Annotated in this window: 10 protein-coding genes; 3 read left to right on the top strand and 7 right to left on the bottom strand. The window is 68.1% G+C overall.

The features are described 5' to 3' along the window. Positions 1-17: 17 nt before the first annotated feature. From AB0J91_RS27995 to AB0J91_RS28020, 6 genes are read right to left on the bottom strand one after another with little or no spacing between them, the layout of a single operon-like run. Entirely contained in the window at positions 18-2,243 is a 2,226-nt protein-coding gene (locus AB0J91_RS27995; RefSeq protein ID WP_363874655.1) for an ADP-ribosylglycohydrolase family protein, read from the bottom strand. A gap of 30 nt (positions 2,244-2,273) precedes the next feature. Then, positions 2,274-4,478: an ADP-ribosylglycohydrolase family protein gene (locus AB0J91_RS28000; RefSeq protein ID WP_363874637.1), complete on the bottom strand. Its 2,205-nt coding sequence runs from the start codon at positions 4,476-4,478 to the stop codon at positions 2,274-2,276. After that, positions 4,451-5,728, bottom strand: a complete 1,278-nt coding sequence (locus tag AB0J91_RS28005; protein ID WP_363874640.1) for an ADP-ribosylglycohydrolase family protein — start codon at positions 5,726-5,728, stop codon at positions 4,451-4,453. Before AB0J91_RS28005 ends, AB0J91_RS28000 begins: the two co-directional genes overlap by 28 nt. Beyond that, the gene (locus AB0J91_RS28010) at positions 5,692-10,860 is read right to left on the bottom strand and encodes a hypothetical protein (protein ID WP_363874643.1); all 5,169 of its coding nucleotides are present in this window, start codon (positions 10,858-10,860) and stop codon (positions 5,692-5,694) included. Before AB0J91_RS28010 ends, AB0J91_RS28005 begins: the two co-directional genes overlap by 37 nt. Next, complete coding sequence (locus AB0J91_RS28015) at positions 10,857-11,165, bottom strand: ESX-1 secretion-associated protein (protein ID WP_363874645.1); 309 nt, start codon at positions 11,163-11,165, stop codon at positions 10,857-10,859. Before AB0J91_RS28015 ends, AB0J91_RS28010 begins: the two co-directional genes overlap by 4 nt. A gap of 14 nt (positions 11,166-11,179) precedes the next feature. Next, positions 11,180-11,713, bottom strand: a complete 534-nt coding sequence (locus tag AB0J91_RS28020; RefSeq protein ID WP_363874648.1) for a YbaB/EbfC family nucleoid-associated protein — start codon at positions 11,711-11,713, stop codon at positions 11,180-11,182. A gap of 167 nt (positions 11,714-11,880) precedes the next feature. Here AB0J91_RS28020 and AB0J91_RS28025 point away from each other — a divergent pair, with 167 nt between their 5' ends. From AB0J91_RS28025 to AB0J91_RS28035, 3 genes are all read left to right on the top strand, one after another. Then, a complete protein-coding gene (locus AB0J91_RS28025; protein ID WP_363874650.1) occupies positions 11,881-13,245 on the top strand; it encodes a PLP-dependent aminotransferase family protein in 1,365 nt (454 codons plus the stop codon). Positions 13,246-13,348: 103 nt separating this feature from the next. Next, entirely contained in the window at positions 13,349-13,795 is a 447-nt protein-coding gene (locus tag AB0J91_RS28030; protein ID WP_363786212.1) for a DUF6319 family protein, read from the top strand. A gap of 155 nt (positions 13,796-13,950) precedes the next feature. Next, positions 13,951-14,073 (top strand): hypothetical protein, encoded by a 123-nt coding sequence (locus tag AB0J91_RS28035; RefSeq protein WP_363874652.1) that lies wholly within the window; start codon positions 13,951-13,953, stop codon positions 14,071-14,073. Between the two features lie 100 nt (positions 14,074-14,173). On the opposite strand, the gene AB0J91_RS28040 is transcribed toward AB0J91_RS28035, so the two are convergent. After that, a complete protein-coding gene (locus tag AB0J91_RS28040; protein ID WP_363786208.1) occupies positions 14,174-18,085 on the bottom strand; it encodes a DNA-directed RNA polymerase subunit beta' in 3,912 nt (1,303 codons plus the stop codon). Between the last annotated feature and the right edge of the window lie 206 nt (positions 18,086-18,291).

Genomic DNA, 18,291 nt, shown 5'->3' on the forward strand with positions numbered 1-18,291 from the left:
CGCCTTCTCCTCGTTGCTCACCAGGCGGGGTAGCGCTGCGCCCACCCCGGGTCCGTCGGCGGTCCCGGGCTGAACTCCGCCAGCGCATCCTTGGCCACGGTTTCGACCAGTCCGCGCAGTTCGAGGGTCCCCAACCAGTCCGCTGGAACGGCCCGGGCCCCGTGGAGCGCCCCGCCAATGTTGCCGCACACCATCCCGGTGGAGTCCGAGTCCCCCGAGTGGTTCACCGAAAGAAGCAGTGCATCGCGCAGGTTGTCGGTGGCCAGAACGGCGTAGAGCCCGATCGCGAGAGCCTCCTCGCCGACCCAGCCACCACCCAGCCCCTGCGCGATCTCCTCGGGCGAAACGACTCCGCGCTCGGCCAGCGCGACCGCCCTGTCGAGGATCTGAAGCTGTTCCTCGTGCTCCCGCCACCGCGTCAGCAACTCCCGCGCCAACCGCACCGACTCGCGCAGCGGAACCGCGCGGATCAGCTGGTGCACGATCACCGCCAACACCCCGGCCGACAAGAACCCGCTGGGATGGCCGTGCGTCAACGCAGCAGTCCCGACAGCCGCGTAGAACACCTCCGCAGGATCGTTCGACCACACGGCCACCGGCGCAGCCCGCATGACACCGCCGCAACCCTTGGAATCGTTGATCCGATGCTGCGGAGTAGCCGAAACCCCCGTCTGCGCGAAGTTCGACAAAGCCGTCATGCAGGTGTTCCCCGGAGCCCGGGTATCGAACAACCCCGGGTTGGTGATCAACCAGCCGTCGGGCCGGCGCAGGTGCTGCGCATAGGGACCACCTGCGGTCAACCAGTCCCGCCCCTGCGTGTGGTACCAGCGCTGATACGCGTGCTGCACCTCAGGAACCGGATCGTTGTCGGTCGGCTTCATCCGCCGAGCCACATGCGCCCGAATCAGCCCTTCGAGCGTGAACAGCATCATCTGCGTGTCATCAGAAACCCGGGCAACCCCCTGCCGAAGCACAGGCCCGGTAACCCCGGCAGGCCCGTAATCCCGCCGAAGCACCTCGATGTCCTTGAACTCGATCGCATACCCGAGCCCATCTCCCATCGCCCCACCGAGCATCGACCCCAAGAACCGCTCGTGCGCATGGATGGGTGAAGCAGCAGATGACATTGCTGTGTCCGATCGGGTTTCGCTCAGGAACGGGTACCGCTGATTCCATTCCTCGTCCTCGCGGGGAACGTCACCAAGCTGCGCAGGAACGTCCTGGGCGAGCCGGTAGACCAGCTTGGCCGACGTCGACAGTCCTTCAGCCCAGTGCGAGGGGATCACGTCGAGACCTTCGAAGCCGGCACCCATGATCGCCCCAGCCAGCGCTCCGGTCACCACGCTGTTGCCGGAGTGGTTGACCGCGATTCGCATCGCTTCATCGAAGTCCGTCGCCGCGGATTGCACCGCGCACGCGGCGATCGCCAGCGCAGAAGCAGGTGTAGAACCCTCACCGAGGGTCTCGACCTGCTCAGGCGTGATGCCCGGGCGGGCCAAGGCATCAGCGGCCCGCATGAGGTGCAGCAGCTCCTCGCGCCCGGAACCGAACTCATCGGCGTCGACCTCGATGACCTGACCGAAACCGCGGACGTAGTTCCTGGTCATCACGGCCTGCTGCAGGATCACCGCCAGAGCTTGCACCGCGGCTACGGACTCACCGGATTTCCCGAGCACGCCGCGCACCTGCTCTGCGTGCGCGATGACCTCTCGACGGCTCTGCGACCACGAACTGGCGGGAATGGCCGCGTACAGGAATTCCGGCAGGTTCAGCGGTCGCCCGGACAGACCTGCCGCGACGGCGTCAACCGCACCAGAACCGCGAATCCGTTGCGGAAGATGCTTTCCCAACCAGCCTGCCCGTTGCGATGCCTCCGCAGAACCCGACGTCCACAGTTCATAGGTAGCGCGCAGCTCAGCCACGGGATCCGCACCGCGAACCAGCGCACGATCGAGCCTGATCCGGCCGTCCAGCGACAACGCCAGCATCACCAGACCGTCCGACATCCGCTCATCCTCGGTGCGCGCCTCCAGCGAGGTCGCACCGGACTCGCCGAACCGCTCCCGGATCTCCGGCCAGCCCAAAGAAGCCACCCGGTGGCCCAGCGAGTCACCGATCAACGCCCCGACAACCGCACCGAGGAACCGCTGCGCACGCTCCGCAACGAGCCCCTCGCCTCCCAGCAGAGTCCACCTGATAGGCCTGCGCGCAGTCTCATCCCCAGTACTACCCATCACTACCATCCGCACCTCAGGAGCCTGCTCGAAAGAGAGTCACCAGGCGGGGTAGCGCTGGGTCCACGACGGGTCGGTCGGAGGGCCGGGGCTGAACTCCGCCAGGGCGTCGTTGGTGAGGGTCTCGATGATCTGGCGCAGCTCCAAGGTCTGCAGCCACTCCGCCGGAATGGCGCGAGTTCCGTACAGCGCGCCGCCGATGTTGCCGCACACGATCCCCGTCGAGTCCGAATCACCGGAGTGGTTCACCGAGAGCAACAGCGCATCACGCAGGTTGTCCGTGGCCAGCACGGCGTAAAGGCCGATGGCGAGCGCTTCTTCGCCCACCCAGCCCTCGCCGAGCTCTGCCTTCAACTCCTCCGGCGACACACGGCCACGGTCAGCCAACGCCACCGCACGGTCGAGGACCTGCAGCTGCTCCTCGTGTTCCGGCCACCGCGTCAGCAGATCCCGCGCCATCCGCACGGCATCGTGCAGCGGAACCTCGCGCAGCAATTGATGCACGATCACCGCCAACACTCCTGCCGACAGGAACCCGCTCGGATGACTGTGCGTCAGCGCAGCAGTCCGCACCGCAACGAGGAAGACCTCGCTCGGATCGTTCGACCACGCCGCGACCGGCGCAGCCCGCATCACACCGCCACAGCCCTTGGAATCGTTGATCCGATGCTGCGGCGTAGCGAAGACCCCGGTCTGCGCGAAGTTCGCCAGAGCCGACATGCACGTGCTCCCCGGAGCCCGCGAGGCGAACAGCTCCCAGTTGGTGATCAACCAGCCGTCAGGCCGCTGCAGGTGCTGCGCGTAAGGCCCACCCGCGGTACGCCACTCCGGCCCCTGCGTGTGGTACCAGCGCTGATACGCGTGCTGCACCTCGGGAACCGGATCGTTGTCCCGCGGCTCCACCCGCCGCGCGACATGCGCGCGAACCAGACCCTCCAACGTGAACAGCATCATCTGGGTGTCATCGGAGATCTGAGCGACCCCGTCCCGCGACACCGGCCCGGTCACCCCATCAGCCCCGTGATGCCGCCGGATCATGTCGATGTCGTCGAACTCGATCGCATACCCCAGCGCGTCCCCCATCGCACCAGCGAGCATGGAACCGAGGAACCGCTCGTGGGCATCCGGCCGTTCCTGTCCCTCGGGCTGCACCGGGGTGGGCTCGGCACGTGCTTCCGTTCCCTTGGTCAGCCTCACATCGTCGGGACCGAACTCGGACATGAACGCCTCCGCGATGGATTCGAGCTGACGAGCAGGTTCGAGCTTTCGACGCCACAGCAACGGGAAGGCCTCCGCACCACGCCGAGCGCCGCTGAGCAGGCCGGACACCTGCGCGTTGCGGGAGCGGTCCCCTCCCGCAACGGCGTGGAGCATCTCGGCCCAGCCACCGGTGTTGTGTGCTCCGAGCCAGAGAGCGCGAGTGACCAATTCCGGGCCGGAGGGCCCACTGCCGAGGTCGGCGAGCACCGCCGACGCGTTGAAGTCTTCGCCCGCCGTCGCGAGCCGCTGAAGCCGGCGACGCAGCTCAGGGCTGTCTGTCTGCTCGATCAGCAGTCCCGAGAGTTGCTCCAAGCCGAGCTTGTGCCCGTTGAGCGCGTGGACGAGCGCCACGGCGAACACACCGGCACTGGCCCGTTCGTCCGGCTCATCACTGAGCAGCCCGGCCAGTCCGACCGCTCGCCGGAAGGTCTCCTCGTCCGACGCGGTGATGCTCACCAGCGCTGCCGGAACAGACACGGCAAAGCTACCGAGCGTCCCGCCGAACTCCGCTTCGTTGGCGCGCTCCATCAGAGCAGCGTCGAGGTCCGCACCCGCCCGATGATCCGAGCAGGCGGCGATGGCGATCCGGACGCCGGCCACCGAAGTCGCAGAGTTGGGTGCCCGCCACGGCTGCTCCCGCATCGCGGCCAGCAGTGCACCGCCGTTCGTGATGCCTTCGGCTTCAGCCGTGGCGCCGAGCACGTCCCCCAGAGCACTGCCCACGAGCATGCCCAGGACTCGCCCCAAGACCTGGTACTGCTGCCGCGGCCAGGCCAACGGGTTGTTCCGGTCTCCCCCGTACACCAGGCCGACCTGGGTGTCGACCTCCTCGAACCACGACATCGGTAGCAAGCTCGGCCGAGTCTTGATTTCTCGCCACGCCTGAAGAGTCCTCAACTCGTTCGGGGTCAACTCACCCTGGTCGGCAAGGTTCTCGTTCATGTCCCCATCCCCACTCAGAACCCCGGGTAGGGTCCCGCCCACTCAGGAGTCCAGAACCGTTCAGGCAACCCAACCTGAACAGCCGCGACATCGAAGGCCAATCGGTCGACCACATCACGGAGTTCCAACCGGTCGAGCCACTCCCTCGGCAATTCCTGCCGACCGTTTCGAGCCCCGTGGAATCCGCCGACCAGCGGCGCCGCCTCCGGCATGACCTCAGCCGCACGCCGCACCGCGGACTCGAAGTCACCATCGCGCGCCGCGGCCGTCAAGGCGACGGCGAGGGCGTTCGGGGCGGCACCGTCCTCGACCAAGGCCGAGAGCTCGTTCCGCGAGGGCGGCGGTCCGCTCAGCTCACAGGAACGAAGCACGCGTTGGACGTTCTCATCCGGCCACGTGCCCAGTTCGTCGACGACCACGTCGATGCCATCTGCCAACGTGCCTCCGACCAACAAGGTGTTGACCAGGACCGCGTACGCGCCAGCACTAAGAAATCCGTCGGGGTGCCCGTGCGTGAGCAGCGCGTTCGCAACGGCCTGCTCGAAGACGCGTTCCGGTATGTCCGACCACGCAGCAAGAGCGATCGCCCTGGGTAGAACGGACGGCGTCCTCGCGCTGTTGATCCGCTTGGAGAACCATCCCGACGCGTTCCGCTCCCCGAACGCGGACAGCGCCTCGACGCACACCGGGTCGGGGTCGCGACGATCGAACAGCTCTGGAACCTGGATCAGCCACCCGGTCGGTTTGGGAAGTTCCTCGCGAAGCTCCGCGGTGACGACCCGCTCCCACGGAGCACCCTGCGTGTGCAGCCACCGCAGCAGCCCCAGCAGTCCGATCATGCGTGGTGTCAGCCTCTTGGTCTGACGCCGCGCGGTCTCCGTACGAACCACCGCGTCCAGCGTGAACAGCGTCATCTGAGCCGACGAACTCAGCCGACCGTGCACCACCATGTCCGCCAGCACGGACTCCAAAGCAGCGGCCGGAAAGTGCATGCCGATGCCGTAGAACGCGGACGCGTCCTTGATGGTCTTGTCGTAGCGCACCGCCTTGCAGAACTCGTCGCTGCTGCGCCCGAAGACCCTCCGCACGCGCTGCGCGTCCCAGTAGCGCGTGACACGCTCACCGTTGCGCCACTCATCGTCCGTCGTCGCTTTCGACCGACCACGCGTTTCCACCACGGCTCGCTCATCAAGAGTGAGCAGTTCGGCGAACTTCGCGGTCAGCGCTGCGCTTGTCCGCTGATGCTCTTCCACACTCACTCCCGCCCATGGTCGATCAGGTGAATCTTCCACTCGCCTGAATCAGGATCGAAGTACTGCTTCGAAACCTCGAAGCGGTTGCCGTCCGGCCAGACGATTTCCCGCTCGACGGGGTTCATGAACTCCAGGTCCTTGGCCGAGCGCGGGTTGTCGATGATGAACTGAACTCTCTGCTTGCCGTCGGCCTTGCCGAATTGATCGAGCGGAGCGTCCTTGCTGGCACTGGTGAAGCCGTTCTCAACAACATTCGCCCCCGGCTTGTACCGCTCCAGCAGAGCGTCCAACTCATCGGGGTCAACGCCGATGTTGCGGTACGCGGTCGGCCCAGAGTAGTCCGGCATCTGGTTGAGCGCGCTGCGCAGCACCTTGATCTCTTCCGCTAGATAGGGCAAATCCTCCTGGGTGCGCAGGGCTCGGTTCAGCGTGACCGCGTCCTCACCCACATAACGGCGAAGCCCCACAGCTTCGACGTCGGGCAGGTGGGCCATCTCCGGGAACTTGACGCGCAATTCGGCGACAGCGTCCGCGAACGTCCTGCCGCGCAACCGGCTCTGCTCGATGCGTTCTTGGTATACCTGCCGATCTGCATCCGTAGCCCGGAACGAAGGACTCTGCTCGCCGACGACTTCGAGTCGATCAGGTCGCTCTGGAATCGCCTCGTGCGCTAACGGGGAGTCGTGCGGGTACTGTGCGGGCAGATCCGGAACGTGCGTGCCCAAGTCCGGCGTATTGGTCTCGGGACCGTTCAGCGGTTCGAGGGAACCACCATCCATTGCGCCCTGGATCCTGGACGAGTTCACAGACTCATTCACGTCACCCGGCTCGTCGAAGTCGGCGAGGCTCTTGGGAGGACTGTCGGGTGCGGCGTCATCACCTGAGTGATAGCGCTCCGTGTGCGTCGGGGTGACGCCCAGACTTTCCCAGGACTCGCGAACGCTGAGTGTCGGGGACTGCGACTGATCGAAATCGTTTGAAGCCGGCGAGTCCGTGCCCTTGCTCGAGTCCGTCGGCTCTGGCGAGTTCTCCTTCGGGGGCTCTGGGTCGAAGTCCGACCGCCATGAGGTGTCCGACGGCTTGTCCAGCGTGGGGGTCGGGTCCGGGCCTGAGGGAGCGAAGTCGTCGAAAACCGCTTGCCGGTGGCCACCGTCCGACGAGGGCGTTTCGCGTGCGGGTGGGGTCGTCTGAGGGCTTACCGGATCGAAGTCGTCCAAGCTCCGTGGCACACCCGCGGTCTCGGCCGTGGGCGTCGATGGTTCCTGGTGCGAAACACCGGGGCTCGCTGGCTGAACGGACTTTGGTTCCTGCGCGGCCGCTGGCGTCTGAGCGTGAGGGGGTGTGACCTCCGGCCGGGGTGCTGGTTGCGGAGCTGGGGCGTCCTGTGTTCGGGGCGGCCCCATCGGAGGTTGTGCAGGAACGCTCGGCTGGGACGCCCGCGGGTCGGCCTGCGGCTGTGGTCCCTGCGGTTGACGAGGCCCCGGCTGAGCGACCGGGCCTTGTTGCGGCAGAGCACTCCGTGGCGACTCGGACACGGGGCGTCCGGTGTCCGGTTGCACGCGGTGCGGCCCGGAACCCTTTGGCGCGGCAGGTTGCTGCGGTGCCGACGGGCGCTGCGGAGTCGCGTTGTTCCGCGGTTGTTGCGGTTGACCGGGCGAGCCCGGCGTGGCCGGGTTCGAATTCGGCGCAGCGGCGTTCGGCGCATGCCCGTACGGCTGTTGGGGTTGTGCCCCCGGCCCGTGCCCGCCCTGAGCAGAGGCGGGGGTGTTCTGCGCCCCGTGCCACGGCTGTGCCGGATTGCTGGGCGGGAAGGCGTTTGGTCGCCCTCCTTGTGGCGGGAAACCCTGCTGCTGCGGTGGGCTCTGCCGAGGCTGCGCGTGCGCGGGCTGCTGCGGAGGTGCGTACCCGCCCTGAGGATGCTGCGGGGGCGGGTAGGCGCCTTGTTGCGGAGGTTGCGGGTTCGCAGCCTGGTGTTGCGGGTATGGCGAGTACCCGCCCTGCTGCGAGACGTGCTGCGGCTGTTGCGGGTAGCCACCGCTCGTCTGCTGCTGCGGGTGATTTTGCGGAGCGCTGTGCTGCGGATACCCCTGCGGCGAATTCGGCTGCTGGTAGCCCTGGTACGGCTGGTTCGAGTAGTGCGGGGGCGCGCTCGGTTGCGAGTGTGGCTGTGCCGGTCCGGGCTGCGGGTAGCCCTGATGCGGGTACGCCTGCGGCTGGTAGCCCTGCTGCGGGTAGCCCTGATGCTGGGGTTGCTGAGCGAACCCCTGGTTGGGTGCTTGCTGGAAGCCCTGCTGCTGCGGGTGGTAGCCGTGGCCCTGCGGCGGGCCGTAGTGCCCCTGTGGGGGTGCGTTGCTGTAGTTGTGGCCGGTGACCGGGTCGACGGAGAAGTCTTCGTCCTTGCGTCGGCCGAAGATGCCTCGGATCTGGGCGCTCTCGGCTTGGACGCCGTGACGGACCCATTCCGGTTGGTGGCCTGGGGGGTAGGGGCTGCTGTGGACGGCTTTGGTGCCGTCGGGGCGGAAGGCGGTCCACTCGCCGGGGGAGTCGAGGCGGGGTTTCGGGGTGCCTGACTCGTCCTTGTCGAACTTGGCGCTGGATTCGCTGGCGTAGATGTTGCCGTGGTTGTCGACCCACGCGTTGGTGTTCGGGGCCAGCACCTCCACGCCCAGTTCTTCGGAGAGCTGCTGGGCGAAGTTCTTGGAGCCGTCGGGCGCGTCGGCGCCGGTCTCGCAGGAGACCAGGCGGATCGGCGTGCCTTCCTTGTAGCCCGAGGAGCCCCTGATGATCTCGGCGAGTTCCTTGGCGTCGAGATCGATGTGCTTGAACTTCACGCCGTTCGGGCCGCCGTGCATCTCGACCGTGAAGCGGTTCGGGTCGACCGAGCACCTCGGCCGCTTGTGCGCCCATTCGGCTCGGCCGAAGTAGTTCGTCACCGGGGGCTTGGTGAACGACAGGCCCGCGCCGGTGGCTTCGATGTCGCGTCGGAACGGCCCGAGCTTCTCCCGGAGCTCGGGCGAGATGTTGAGGCGAGGGGTGTGGTCGACCATGTGATGACCGGCCTGCCACTGGTCCTTCGGCGGGGTCTCGGCCGCCATCGACTCCGCCGTCGAAACCTTCGGCTCATCGAGTTTTGGCTGTTCAGCAAGGCTGTTCGGCGTTTCCGGAGCGCGCTGGGCCGGGATCGGCGTGCGGGGCGAATCCGCGGTGCGCAGGTGGGGCGCCCGAGGCGGGGCGCTCTGCGGTCGCTGCACCGGCGTTCCCTGACGGACCGGAGCGTGGGGCGCGCCGGACCGGACGGGCCGCATCGGCCCGGGCGCGTGCGGGGCCTGGCGAGGTGGCATCCCGCCCCTGGGGGCGTGCGCGGGGGCCGGGGCGTCCGGGCGCGGGCCCGCGGGGTGGCTCGGGGAACGCGGCGTCCGAGGCGCGTTGGTGAGCAGGTCGCGGACGGCGCCCGGATGTCCCGAGGTGCCAGTCCAGCCGCCCTGCCCCTGACGTCCACCGCGCGGCGACGGCGTTGCGCCGCCGGGAGCCGACGGGCTCGCCGGAGAGCCCGCTGCGCCGGCAGGGGCGTTGCCCGACGGCTGGTCCGGGCGCGGAGCCGCGGGGGCCGACTGCGGAGCGGCCGCGTCCGGCCTGGCCGGGGCGTCGACGGCGGCCGCCGAGGTGTTGGAGGGGGCTCGCGGGACATCGGAGGTGTTCGCACCGGACGTCGCACCGCCCGAGCCGGTGTTGCTCGACCCCGTGTCGGCGCGAGTCGCTCCACCCGGGTCCGCGTGCGACTGGGTCCCCGAATCGGGGCGAGCCTGCGGTCCTCCGGAGTCCGCGTGCGGCTGAGAGCCCGAGCTCGGATTGGAATCCGCCTGCGACTGCGATCCCGAACCGGAGTCGGATCGCGTCGAGCCCGACGCGTCCTGCGACTGGGTGTCGGACCGAGCCGAACCGCCGGAGTTCGAACCGTCCTGCGACCCGGCACCGGAATCGGTGCGCGTCGATCCACCCGAATCAGCGCTCGACCGCGAATCCGCGCCCACGTCGCCGCGCCCGCCAGCGGAATTCCCAGTGGACGAATCGTCCGAAGTGGACTCGGAACGCGGAGAGCCGCTCTCCCCGGTGGATTCCGAGCGGGCCGAAGACGGCGAATCCCCCTGCCCCGAAGCACCGCCCGACGACCGAGGACCTGACTCCCCACCACCGGAAGCCGAATCACCCGAGGACGACTCGCCGGCCCCCGAGCTCGGCGCGTCCGGGCCGCCGCCGAACTTGGCGTTGTGCTTGCCGACGACGTCGGTGCCGAAGGTGTCGTCGACCTTCTTCCACGTCTTCTCCGCGATCCGCTCGGCGACGTCGAGCTTCTCGGCGACCTTCCGGATCGCCCCGGCACCGGCCTTGCCCTTGTCGCCGAGGGTTTTCATGACGTCGCCGAAGACCTCGGCGAGCTTGGCGAGCTTCGGGGAGACGTTGCTGATCGTCCTGGTCAGCTTGCCGACGATGTCGGCGATCTTGGTGACCGTCTTGGAGATGAACGCGACCGCCTGCGGAATCACCCAGGCCAGCGATGCGATCGGCGGCAGCACGGCTTCCAGCGCGTAGGTGATCAGCCGCGAGATGCAGTCGGCGACCAGGTCCCGGACGAACTCGCGGACGAACGAGACGACCTCGCCCATGATCGTCACGACCGAGCTGATGGTCCCCGCGAGCTTCGCCGCTCCGGCGAGCGCTTCGCCCTTCTCGGCGGCGGTCTTGCGGTAGGCGTCGCCCGCGGCACCGGTCCAGCTCGCGGTGTCGGCCTTGACGGCGTCCTCGTACTGCTGGGCGGCCTCCTCGACAGCCTTGGAGACGTTCTCCCAGGTCTTGCCGTAGGCGGCGACGCCGTCGGGGTCTCCTGCGAACCAGTCGAGAGCTTCCTTGAGCGGCTGGACGTGCTCGATCAGCCAGGACAACCCGTAGGAGAGCAGGGTGCCGATGGGGTCGACGGCGAGGCTGATGCCCTCCATCGCGAGCCCGCCGTAGGCGAGCCCGGACTCGACCCAGCTCGAACCTTCGTTCAGGCTGGAGACGTCGTTGACGGATTCGGCGATGCCGATGCCGCTCGCCCAGCCCGCGTCACCGCTGCCCTGGGTGATGAAGCCGTCGTTGCTCTCCGGCTGCTTCTCGACGAGCGGGTTCGTCACGGCTGGACCCCTCGGATGAGGGCGCTGTTGGAGTCGTCGACCTGCTGGTAGTCCTCGGCGGTGGCGCGCACGTCGTCGGCGATCTGCCGCATCGACGTCACGGCCTCCCGCAGCGCATCGACGCCGTTCTGCTCGACCGGGTCGATCATCCACGCGAAGGGCCGGCACAGGATGCCGTAGGCGTCGTTGTTCAGCGAAACCTGCTGCGAGGCGTCGACGGCCGTGCTCAGCTGGTCCACCACACCGTCTACTTTGGACGCGTGGGTGCGCAGGTTCTCGATCGCGACGTTCATCTCGTCAGGCATGTGCAGTCCCCGGGTCAGCGCAGGAAGGAGCCGTTGCCGAAGTCGTCGTCGAAGTCGTCGGGCCTGCGGCGGCCGGGCGACTGCCGACGTTGCGGCGGCTGGTAGTCGTCCTCGGCGGCCGGGCGGATCTCGTTCGGCCGGGCGCCGCGCGGCGGCTCCTCCTCGGGCGGGGGCTCCGGGAAGTGCTTGCGGGCCTGGTCGAGCACGTGCTGGGCGGCCGAGTCGGCGAGCCCGACGGTGCCCTCGACGGCCTGCTGCATCTGCCCGGGGATCTTGGCCTGCGCCTGCTGCACGAGCCGCATGATCTCCGCGCCGAGCCTGGGCATCGGCCGGTTGTTGGCGTTGTCGGCGAGCTGCAGGTCCTGCAGCATCCCGGTGGACGCCACGGTCACCCGGATCGCGCCATCGCGGGAGGATTCGGTCACCGAGATCCGCTCGACCTGCTGCTGCAGGCGGTTGAACTTCTCGGCCTTCTCCGCCGCCCGGTCCTGCCACTCGCGAACCATCCGCTCGGCGGCACCGATGTCCCTGCCGAAATCCTCCGCCACGACACTCCCCGTCGATCAACTGTCCAGCGGCTGAGCACGTTATCAACCGATCGTGCGCCGGCAGGCCGGATCGGATTTTTCCCACCGAGGCGAGAATCACGGTGTCCCGGGAGGTACCGCTGCGCGGACCGGGCACCGCTCCAGGTATTAAGGTCTGGACCGTGACGGTGGGATGGTTCGCTGGGCTGGTTCACCCGGACAGCAGGCAGCTGACCGAGGCCCTCAGGTCCGCCGTCCGGGACGGGTCGCTGCCGGCCGGAAGCCGGGTTCCCTCGACGCGCTCGCTCGCCCAGGAGCTCGGGATCGCGCGCGGCACCGTCACCCGCGCCTACGACCAGCTCGTCGCCGAGGGGTTCCTGGTCGCCCGGCAGGGCGCCCCCACCGTCGTCGCCGAACTGCTCGCGACCCCCGCGCAGCCCGACGCGCCCGAGCCCGCGCAGCCGGACGTCGCGCGCTGGGACTTCCGCTCGGGTCGGCCGAACCTGAGCTCCTTCCCGCGCCGGGACTGGCTGGCGGCGAGCCGCCGCGCGCTGCGCGACGTGCCCACCGACGACCTCGACTACGGCGATCCGCAGGGGCATCCGCGGCTGCGCGAGGCGCTCGCCGGCTACCTCGCGCGCGAGCGGGCGGTGGCGACCACACCGGCCAACATCATCGTCTGCAACGGCTACACGCAGGCGTTGTCGCTGCTCAGCAATGCCCTTGCCGATCGAGGCGAGTCCTCCGTCGACTTCGAGGACCCGTCGGCGCCGCACCTGTGGGACATCCCCACCGGGTTCGGGATGTCGGTGCACGGCATCCCGGTCGACGACGAGGGCATCGACGTGTCGCTGCTGCGCAGCCGAGCAGTGGTGGTCACCCCGGCGCACCAGTTCCCGCTCGGCGTCAGCATGAGCTCCGCGCGACGGGCGGAGCTGGCGCGGCGCGCCAAGGACGAGGACATGCTCGTCATCGACGACGACTACGACGGCGAGTTCCGCTTCGACCGGCAGCCGATGGGCTCGCTCCAGGGAATGGCGCCGGACAACGTCGTCTACGCCGGCACGGCGAGCAAGACGCTGGCGCCCGCGCTGCGTTTGGCCTGGTTGGCGCTGCCCTCGCGGCTGGTGGAACCGGTCCGGGAGCTCAAGCGGCACAGCGGACTGCACGCTCCGCTGTTCGAACAGCTGGCCATGGCTGAGTTGATCTTGTCGGGGGCCTACGATCAGCACGTCCGCCGATCGCGCGCCGCCTACCGTCAGCGCCGCGCCCAGCTCGGTGAAGCGCTGCGCGGGATGCGTGCGAACCACCGGCCCCACCCGGCCGGGATCTCGGCGGGACTGCACGTGACCTTGCAGCTGGATCCGGAAGGACCCACGGAACTCGAAGTCCTCGACAGGGCGCGGCGGCGGTCGGTGGAGCTCCAGGTGCTGGGGCCGCACTGGCTCAGCCCCGGCTCGCACCCGCCCGGCGTGATCGTCGGGTACGCGGCGCCCTCCGACCGCGCGTTCCGTCCCGCACTGCAAGCCCTGGTCACCGTCCTCGAACGGTGACCCGTTCAGGCGACACTGCGCGTCGTCGGCGTGTCCACTGCAACAGATGGGGAACACCTGTTCTATTCTGGTGTCCCCTCCCGCGATACACAGGAGCACAGAGTTGACCGAAGAGCAGACCACTCCGGCCGAGACCACCGGCGCGGACAGCACGGCGCCCTCCGCTGTCGCGACCGAGGCCCCCTCGTCCGAAACCCCGGCTCCGGCGGCCACCGAGTCCTCCGAGGCTCAGGCTGAGGCGCCCAAGAAGCGCCAGACCCGCAAGAGCACCGCGAAGAAGACCCGCACCGTCGAGCTCACGCTCACCGTCACCGGCACCGCCGACGGCGAGTGGCAGGCCGACCTGATGCACCAGGGCAAGCGCGTCGTGCAGGCCCTGCCGGTCGCAGCAGCCGCCGTGTCCAAGGCCGCCGCCGAGCTCAACTCGGAGATCTCCGAGACAATCGAAGGCGTCATCAACGAAGCCCGCCAGCAGCACGAGGCCAAGCTCGCCGAGCTCGAAGCCGAGGTCGAGCGAGTCCGCAAGGCCCTCGCCGAGCTCGAAGGCTGACCCGAGGACTCCCGGGGCGCCGTGGTCCCCTCCCAGGCATGGCCCCCTGGACATGAAAAAGCCCCTGCCCAGCAGGGGCTTTTTCATGCTCGAAAGTCAACGAAATGATCAACAGCGGTTCCGCCTGACCATGGATCTGCACTAACTTCCGTCGCATGAGTCCAGCCCCCGCTGAGCAGACGCTCCCCATGCCCAAGATCGAGGCGGAAGCCCTCGCCGACCACTACGACGCGCAGCCCTCGTCCGCGGACGCCACCGCCGACGAATCCCAGCGCTAGTAATAGCGCACAACAACACCCACGACGAACATCGGTTGAAGCGAAGAAAGCGCCCCCTGCCCGGAGGAGTCGGGCAGGGGGCGCCTGGTTACTTCGGACTTCAGCGGTAGTCGCGGCCGAAGTCGTAGTCGTCCAGCGGGACGGCCGCACCGGTGCCGGCGCCGAACACATCCGGGGTGTAGTAGCTGTCGTCGTAGGACGGGATCGCGTAGGCCGCGGCCCGTGCCTCCTCGGTCGGCTGCACCTGGATGTTGCGGTACCGGTTGATGCCCGTACCAGCCGGGATCAACTTACCGATGATCACGTTCTCCTTCAGGCCGACCAGCTTGTCACTCGCGCCCTCGATAGCGGCGTTGGTGAGGATGCGGGTCGTCTCCTGGAAGGAAGCCGCCGACAGCCACGACTCGGTGGCCAGCGACGCCTTGGTGATGCCCATCAGCACCGGACGGCCGGAAGCCGGGTCCCCGCCTTCGGCGACGACGCGGCGGTTCTCCGCCTCGAACTGCGAGCGCTCGACCGGCGAACCGGGCAGGAACTCGGTGGCACCCGAGTCGATGATGATGACCCGGCGCAGCATCTGGCGGACGATGACCTCGACGTGCTTGTCGTGGATGCCCACACCCTGCGACCGGTACACCTCCTGCACCTCGTTCACCAGGTGCAGCTGGGCCTCGCGCGGGCCCATCACGCGCAGCACCTCGTGCGGGTCGACCGCACCTTCGAGCAGCTGCTGACCGACCTCGACGTGGTCGCCGTCGGAGACCTGCCGCTCGGTGCCGTCCACCGAGATCGCCGCGAGCCGCTGACGCTTGGACAGCTTGTCGTAGACGATCTCCTCGCCGCCGTCGTCCGGAATGATCGTGATCTTCCAGTAGCGGTCGTTGTCCTCCAGCCGGATGCGGCCGGAGGTGTCGGCGATCGGGGCCTTGCCCTTCGGGACTCGGGCCTCGAACAGCTCCTGCACACGCGGCAGACCGGTGGTGATGTCGTCACCGGCGACACCGCCCTGGTGGAAGGTGCGCATCGTCAGCTGCGTGCCGGGCTCACCGATGGACTGGGCGGCGACGATGCCGACGGCCTCGCCGACGTCGACCAGCTTGCCGGTGGCCATCGAGCGGCCGTAGCAGACCGAGCAGACGCCGACCGCGGACTCACAGGTCAGGACGCTGCGGACCTTGACCTTCGTGATCTTCGCGGCGAGCAGCTTCTCGATCGCCGGGTCGCCCAGGTCGGACCCGCGAGCCAGCACGATGTTGCCGTCGGCGTCGGTGACGTCCTCGGCGGTCGTGCGGGCGTAGACGCTGGTCTCGACGTGCTGGTCGCGCAGCAGCTTGCCGTCCGGCAGCAGCTCCGCGATCGGCATCTTGACGCCGCGCTCGGTGCTGCAGTCGGTCTCGCGAACGATGACGTCCTGCGAGACGTCGACCAGACGACGGGTCAGGTAACCCGAGTCGGCCGTACGCAGCGCCGTGTCGGCCAGACCCTTTCGAGCACCGTGGTTGGAGATGAAGTACTCCAGCACGGACAGGCCTTCGCGGAAGTTCGCCTTGATCGGGCGCGGGATGTACTCACCCTTCGGGTTCGACACCAGACCACGCATACCGGCCAGCTGAACGACCTGGGTCATGTTACCGGCCGCCCCGGACTTCACGATCGTGCTGATCGAGTTGTCCTCGGGGAAGTTGGTCTCCATGGCCTCGGCGACCTCGTCCTTGGCCGCGGTCCAGACCTTGACCAGCTCCGCGTTGCGCTCCTGGTAGGACAGCGCACCACGGCGGTACCGCTTCTCGACCTGGTCGGCCTTGGCCTCGTAGCCGTCGAGGATCTCGGTCTTGTTCGGCGGCACGACCACGTCGGTGATCGACACGGTCACACCGGAACGGGTGGCCCAGTGGAAACCGGCGTCCTTCAGCTTGTCCAGCGTCTGGGCGACGGTGACCATCGGGTACCGCTCGGCGAGGTCGTTGACGATCGCGGCCTGCTTCTTCTTCGGCAGCAGGTCGTCGACGAACGGGTAGTCCTCCGGCAGCAGCTCGTTGAACCAGACGCGGCCCAGCGTGGTCTCGGCGATCCACGCCTGACCCGGCTCCCAGCCCTCCGGCATCTGCTGCGCGTTCGGGACCAGGTCCCGCAGGCGGATCTTGACCTTGGCCTGCAGGTCCAGCACACCGCGGTCGAAGGACATGATCGCCTCGCCGACCGACGAGAACGCCAGACCTTCACCCTTGGCGCCCTCGACCAGGCGGGTCAGGTGGTACAGGCCCGTGACCATGTCCAGACGCGGCATCGCCAGCGGCCGACCGGAGGCCGGCGACAGGATGTTGTTGCTGGACAGCATCAGGACCCGGGCCTCGGCCTGAGCCTCGGCCGACAGCGGCAGGTGGACCGCCATCTGGTCACCGTCGAAGTCCGCGTTGAACGCCTCGCAGACCAGCGGGTGCAGCTGGATGGCCTTGCCCTCCACCAGCTGCGGCTCGAACGCCTGGATGCCCAGGCGGTGCAGCGTGGGAGCGCGGTTGAGCAGCACGGGGTGCTCGGCGATGACCTCTTCCAGCACGTCCCACACCTGCGGGCGCTGGCGCTCCACCATCCGCTTGGCGGACTTGATGTTCTGCGCGTGGTTGAGGTCGACCAGCCGCTTCATGACGAAGGGCTTGAACAGCTCGACGGCCATTTCCTTCGGCAGACCGCACTGGTGCAGCTTCAGCTGCGGGCCGACGACGATGACCGAACGGCCCGAGTAGTCGACTCGCTTGCCCAGCAGGTTCTGGCGGAAACGACCCTGCTTGCCCTTGAGCAGGTCGGACAGCGACTTCAGCGGCCGGTTGCCCGGGCCGGTGACCGGACGTCCGCGACGGCCGTTGTCGAACAGCGCGTCCACGGACTCCTGCAGCATCCGCTTCTCGTTGTTGACGATGATCTCGGGGGCGCCGAGGTCGATCAGTCGCTTGAGGCGGTTGTTGCGGTTGATCACGCGGCGGTACAGGTCGTTGAGGTCGGAGGTCGCGAAGCGACCACCGTCGAGCTGCACCATCGGACGCAGGTCCGGCGGGATGACCGGCACGCAGTTGAGCACCATGCCGCTCGGGTCGTTGCCGGTGGCCTGGAAGGCCGCCACGACCTTGAGCCGCTTGAGCGCGCGCAGCTTCTTCTGGCCCTTGCCGCTGCGGATGGTCTCGCGCAGCGACTCGGCCTCGGCGCCGATGTCGAAGTTCGACAGCAGGGTCTGGATCGCCTCCGCGCCCATGCCACCGGTGAAGTACTCGCCGTACCGGTCGTAGAGCTCGCGGTAGAGGACCTCGTCGGCGATGAGCTGACGGGGCTCCAGCTTGGTGAAGGTGTCCCAGATCTCGTCGAGCTTGTCGAGCTCGCGCTGCGCGCGGTCGCGCAGCTGCTTCATCTCGCGCTCGGCGCCTTCCTTGACCTTGCGGCGCTGGTCGCTCTTGGCGCCCTCCGCCTCGAGCGCGGCCAGGTCGGTCTCGAGCTTCTGGGCCCGGGCCTCCAGGTCGGCGTCGCGCTGGTCAGCGGTCCGCTTGCGCTCGACGCTGATCTCGCTCTCCAGCGTCGACAGGTCGTTGTGCCGCAGCTCGGTGTTCACACCGGTGATCACGTAGGCCGCGAAGTAGATGATCTTCTCGAGATCCTTCGGGGCCAGGTCCAGCAGGTAGCCCAGCCGCGAGGGAACGCCCTTGAAGTACCAGATGTGGGTGACCGCGGCAGCCAGCTCGATGTGGCCCATCCGCTCACGACGCACCTTGGCGCGGGTGACCTCGACGCCGCAGCGCTCGCAGATGATGCCCTTGAAGCGGACCCGCTTGTACTTACCGCAGTAGCACTCCCAGTCCCGGGTCGGACCGAAGATCTTCTCGCAGAAGAGTCCGTCCTTCTCCGGCTTCAGGGTTCGGTAGTTGATGGTCTCGGGCTTCTTGACCTCGCCGTACGACCACTGGCGGATGTCGTCGGCCGTGGCGAGGCCGATGCGGAGTTCATCGAAGAAGTTGACGTCAAGCACGTCGGGTCTTCTCCCTTGGTCGAATGGTGCTTCTCGCGGTGCCACCGGTTGAAGCAAGTGCCAGGTTGGGTCGGTCGCCGGCCCGCGGGACTAGGCCCGCGGGCCCGCCGCCGGGGGGGCGGGGGGGCTGTTGGAGGCCAACGCGTATAGGAAGAAAGTAATCTCGAAGATGGGGGTAAAAGAGGTATAGGGCAGGTTTATTTGTG

It is taken from the genome of Saccharopolyspora sp. NPDC049357 (genome assembly GCF_040677225.1).
Taxonomy (GTDB): Bacteria; Actinomycetota; Actinomycetes; order Mycobacteriales; family Pseudonocardiaceae; genus Saccharopolyspora.

Excerpts from the sequence above, each read along its gene's own strand:
- AB0J91_RS27995 (WP_363874655.1), bottom strand. The coding sequence starts at position 2,243 with ATGGTAGTGATGGGTAGTACTGGGGATGAGACTGCGCGCAGGCCTATC.
- AB0J91_RS28015 (WP_363874645.1), bottom strand. The coding sequence starts at position 11,165 with ATGCCTGACGAGATGAACGTCGCGATCGAGAACCTGCGCACCCACGCG.
- AB0J91_RS28035 (WP_363874652.1), top strand. The coding sequence starts at position 13,951 with ATGAGTCCAGCCCCCGCTGAGCAGACGCTCCCCATGCCCAAGATCGAG.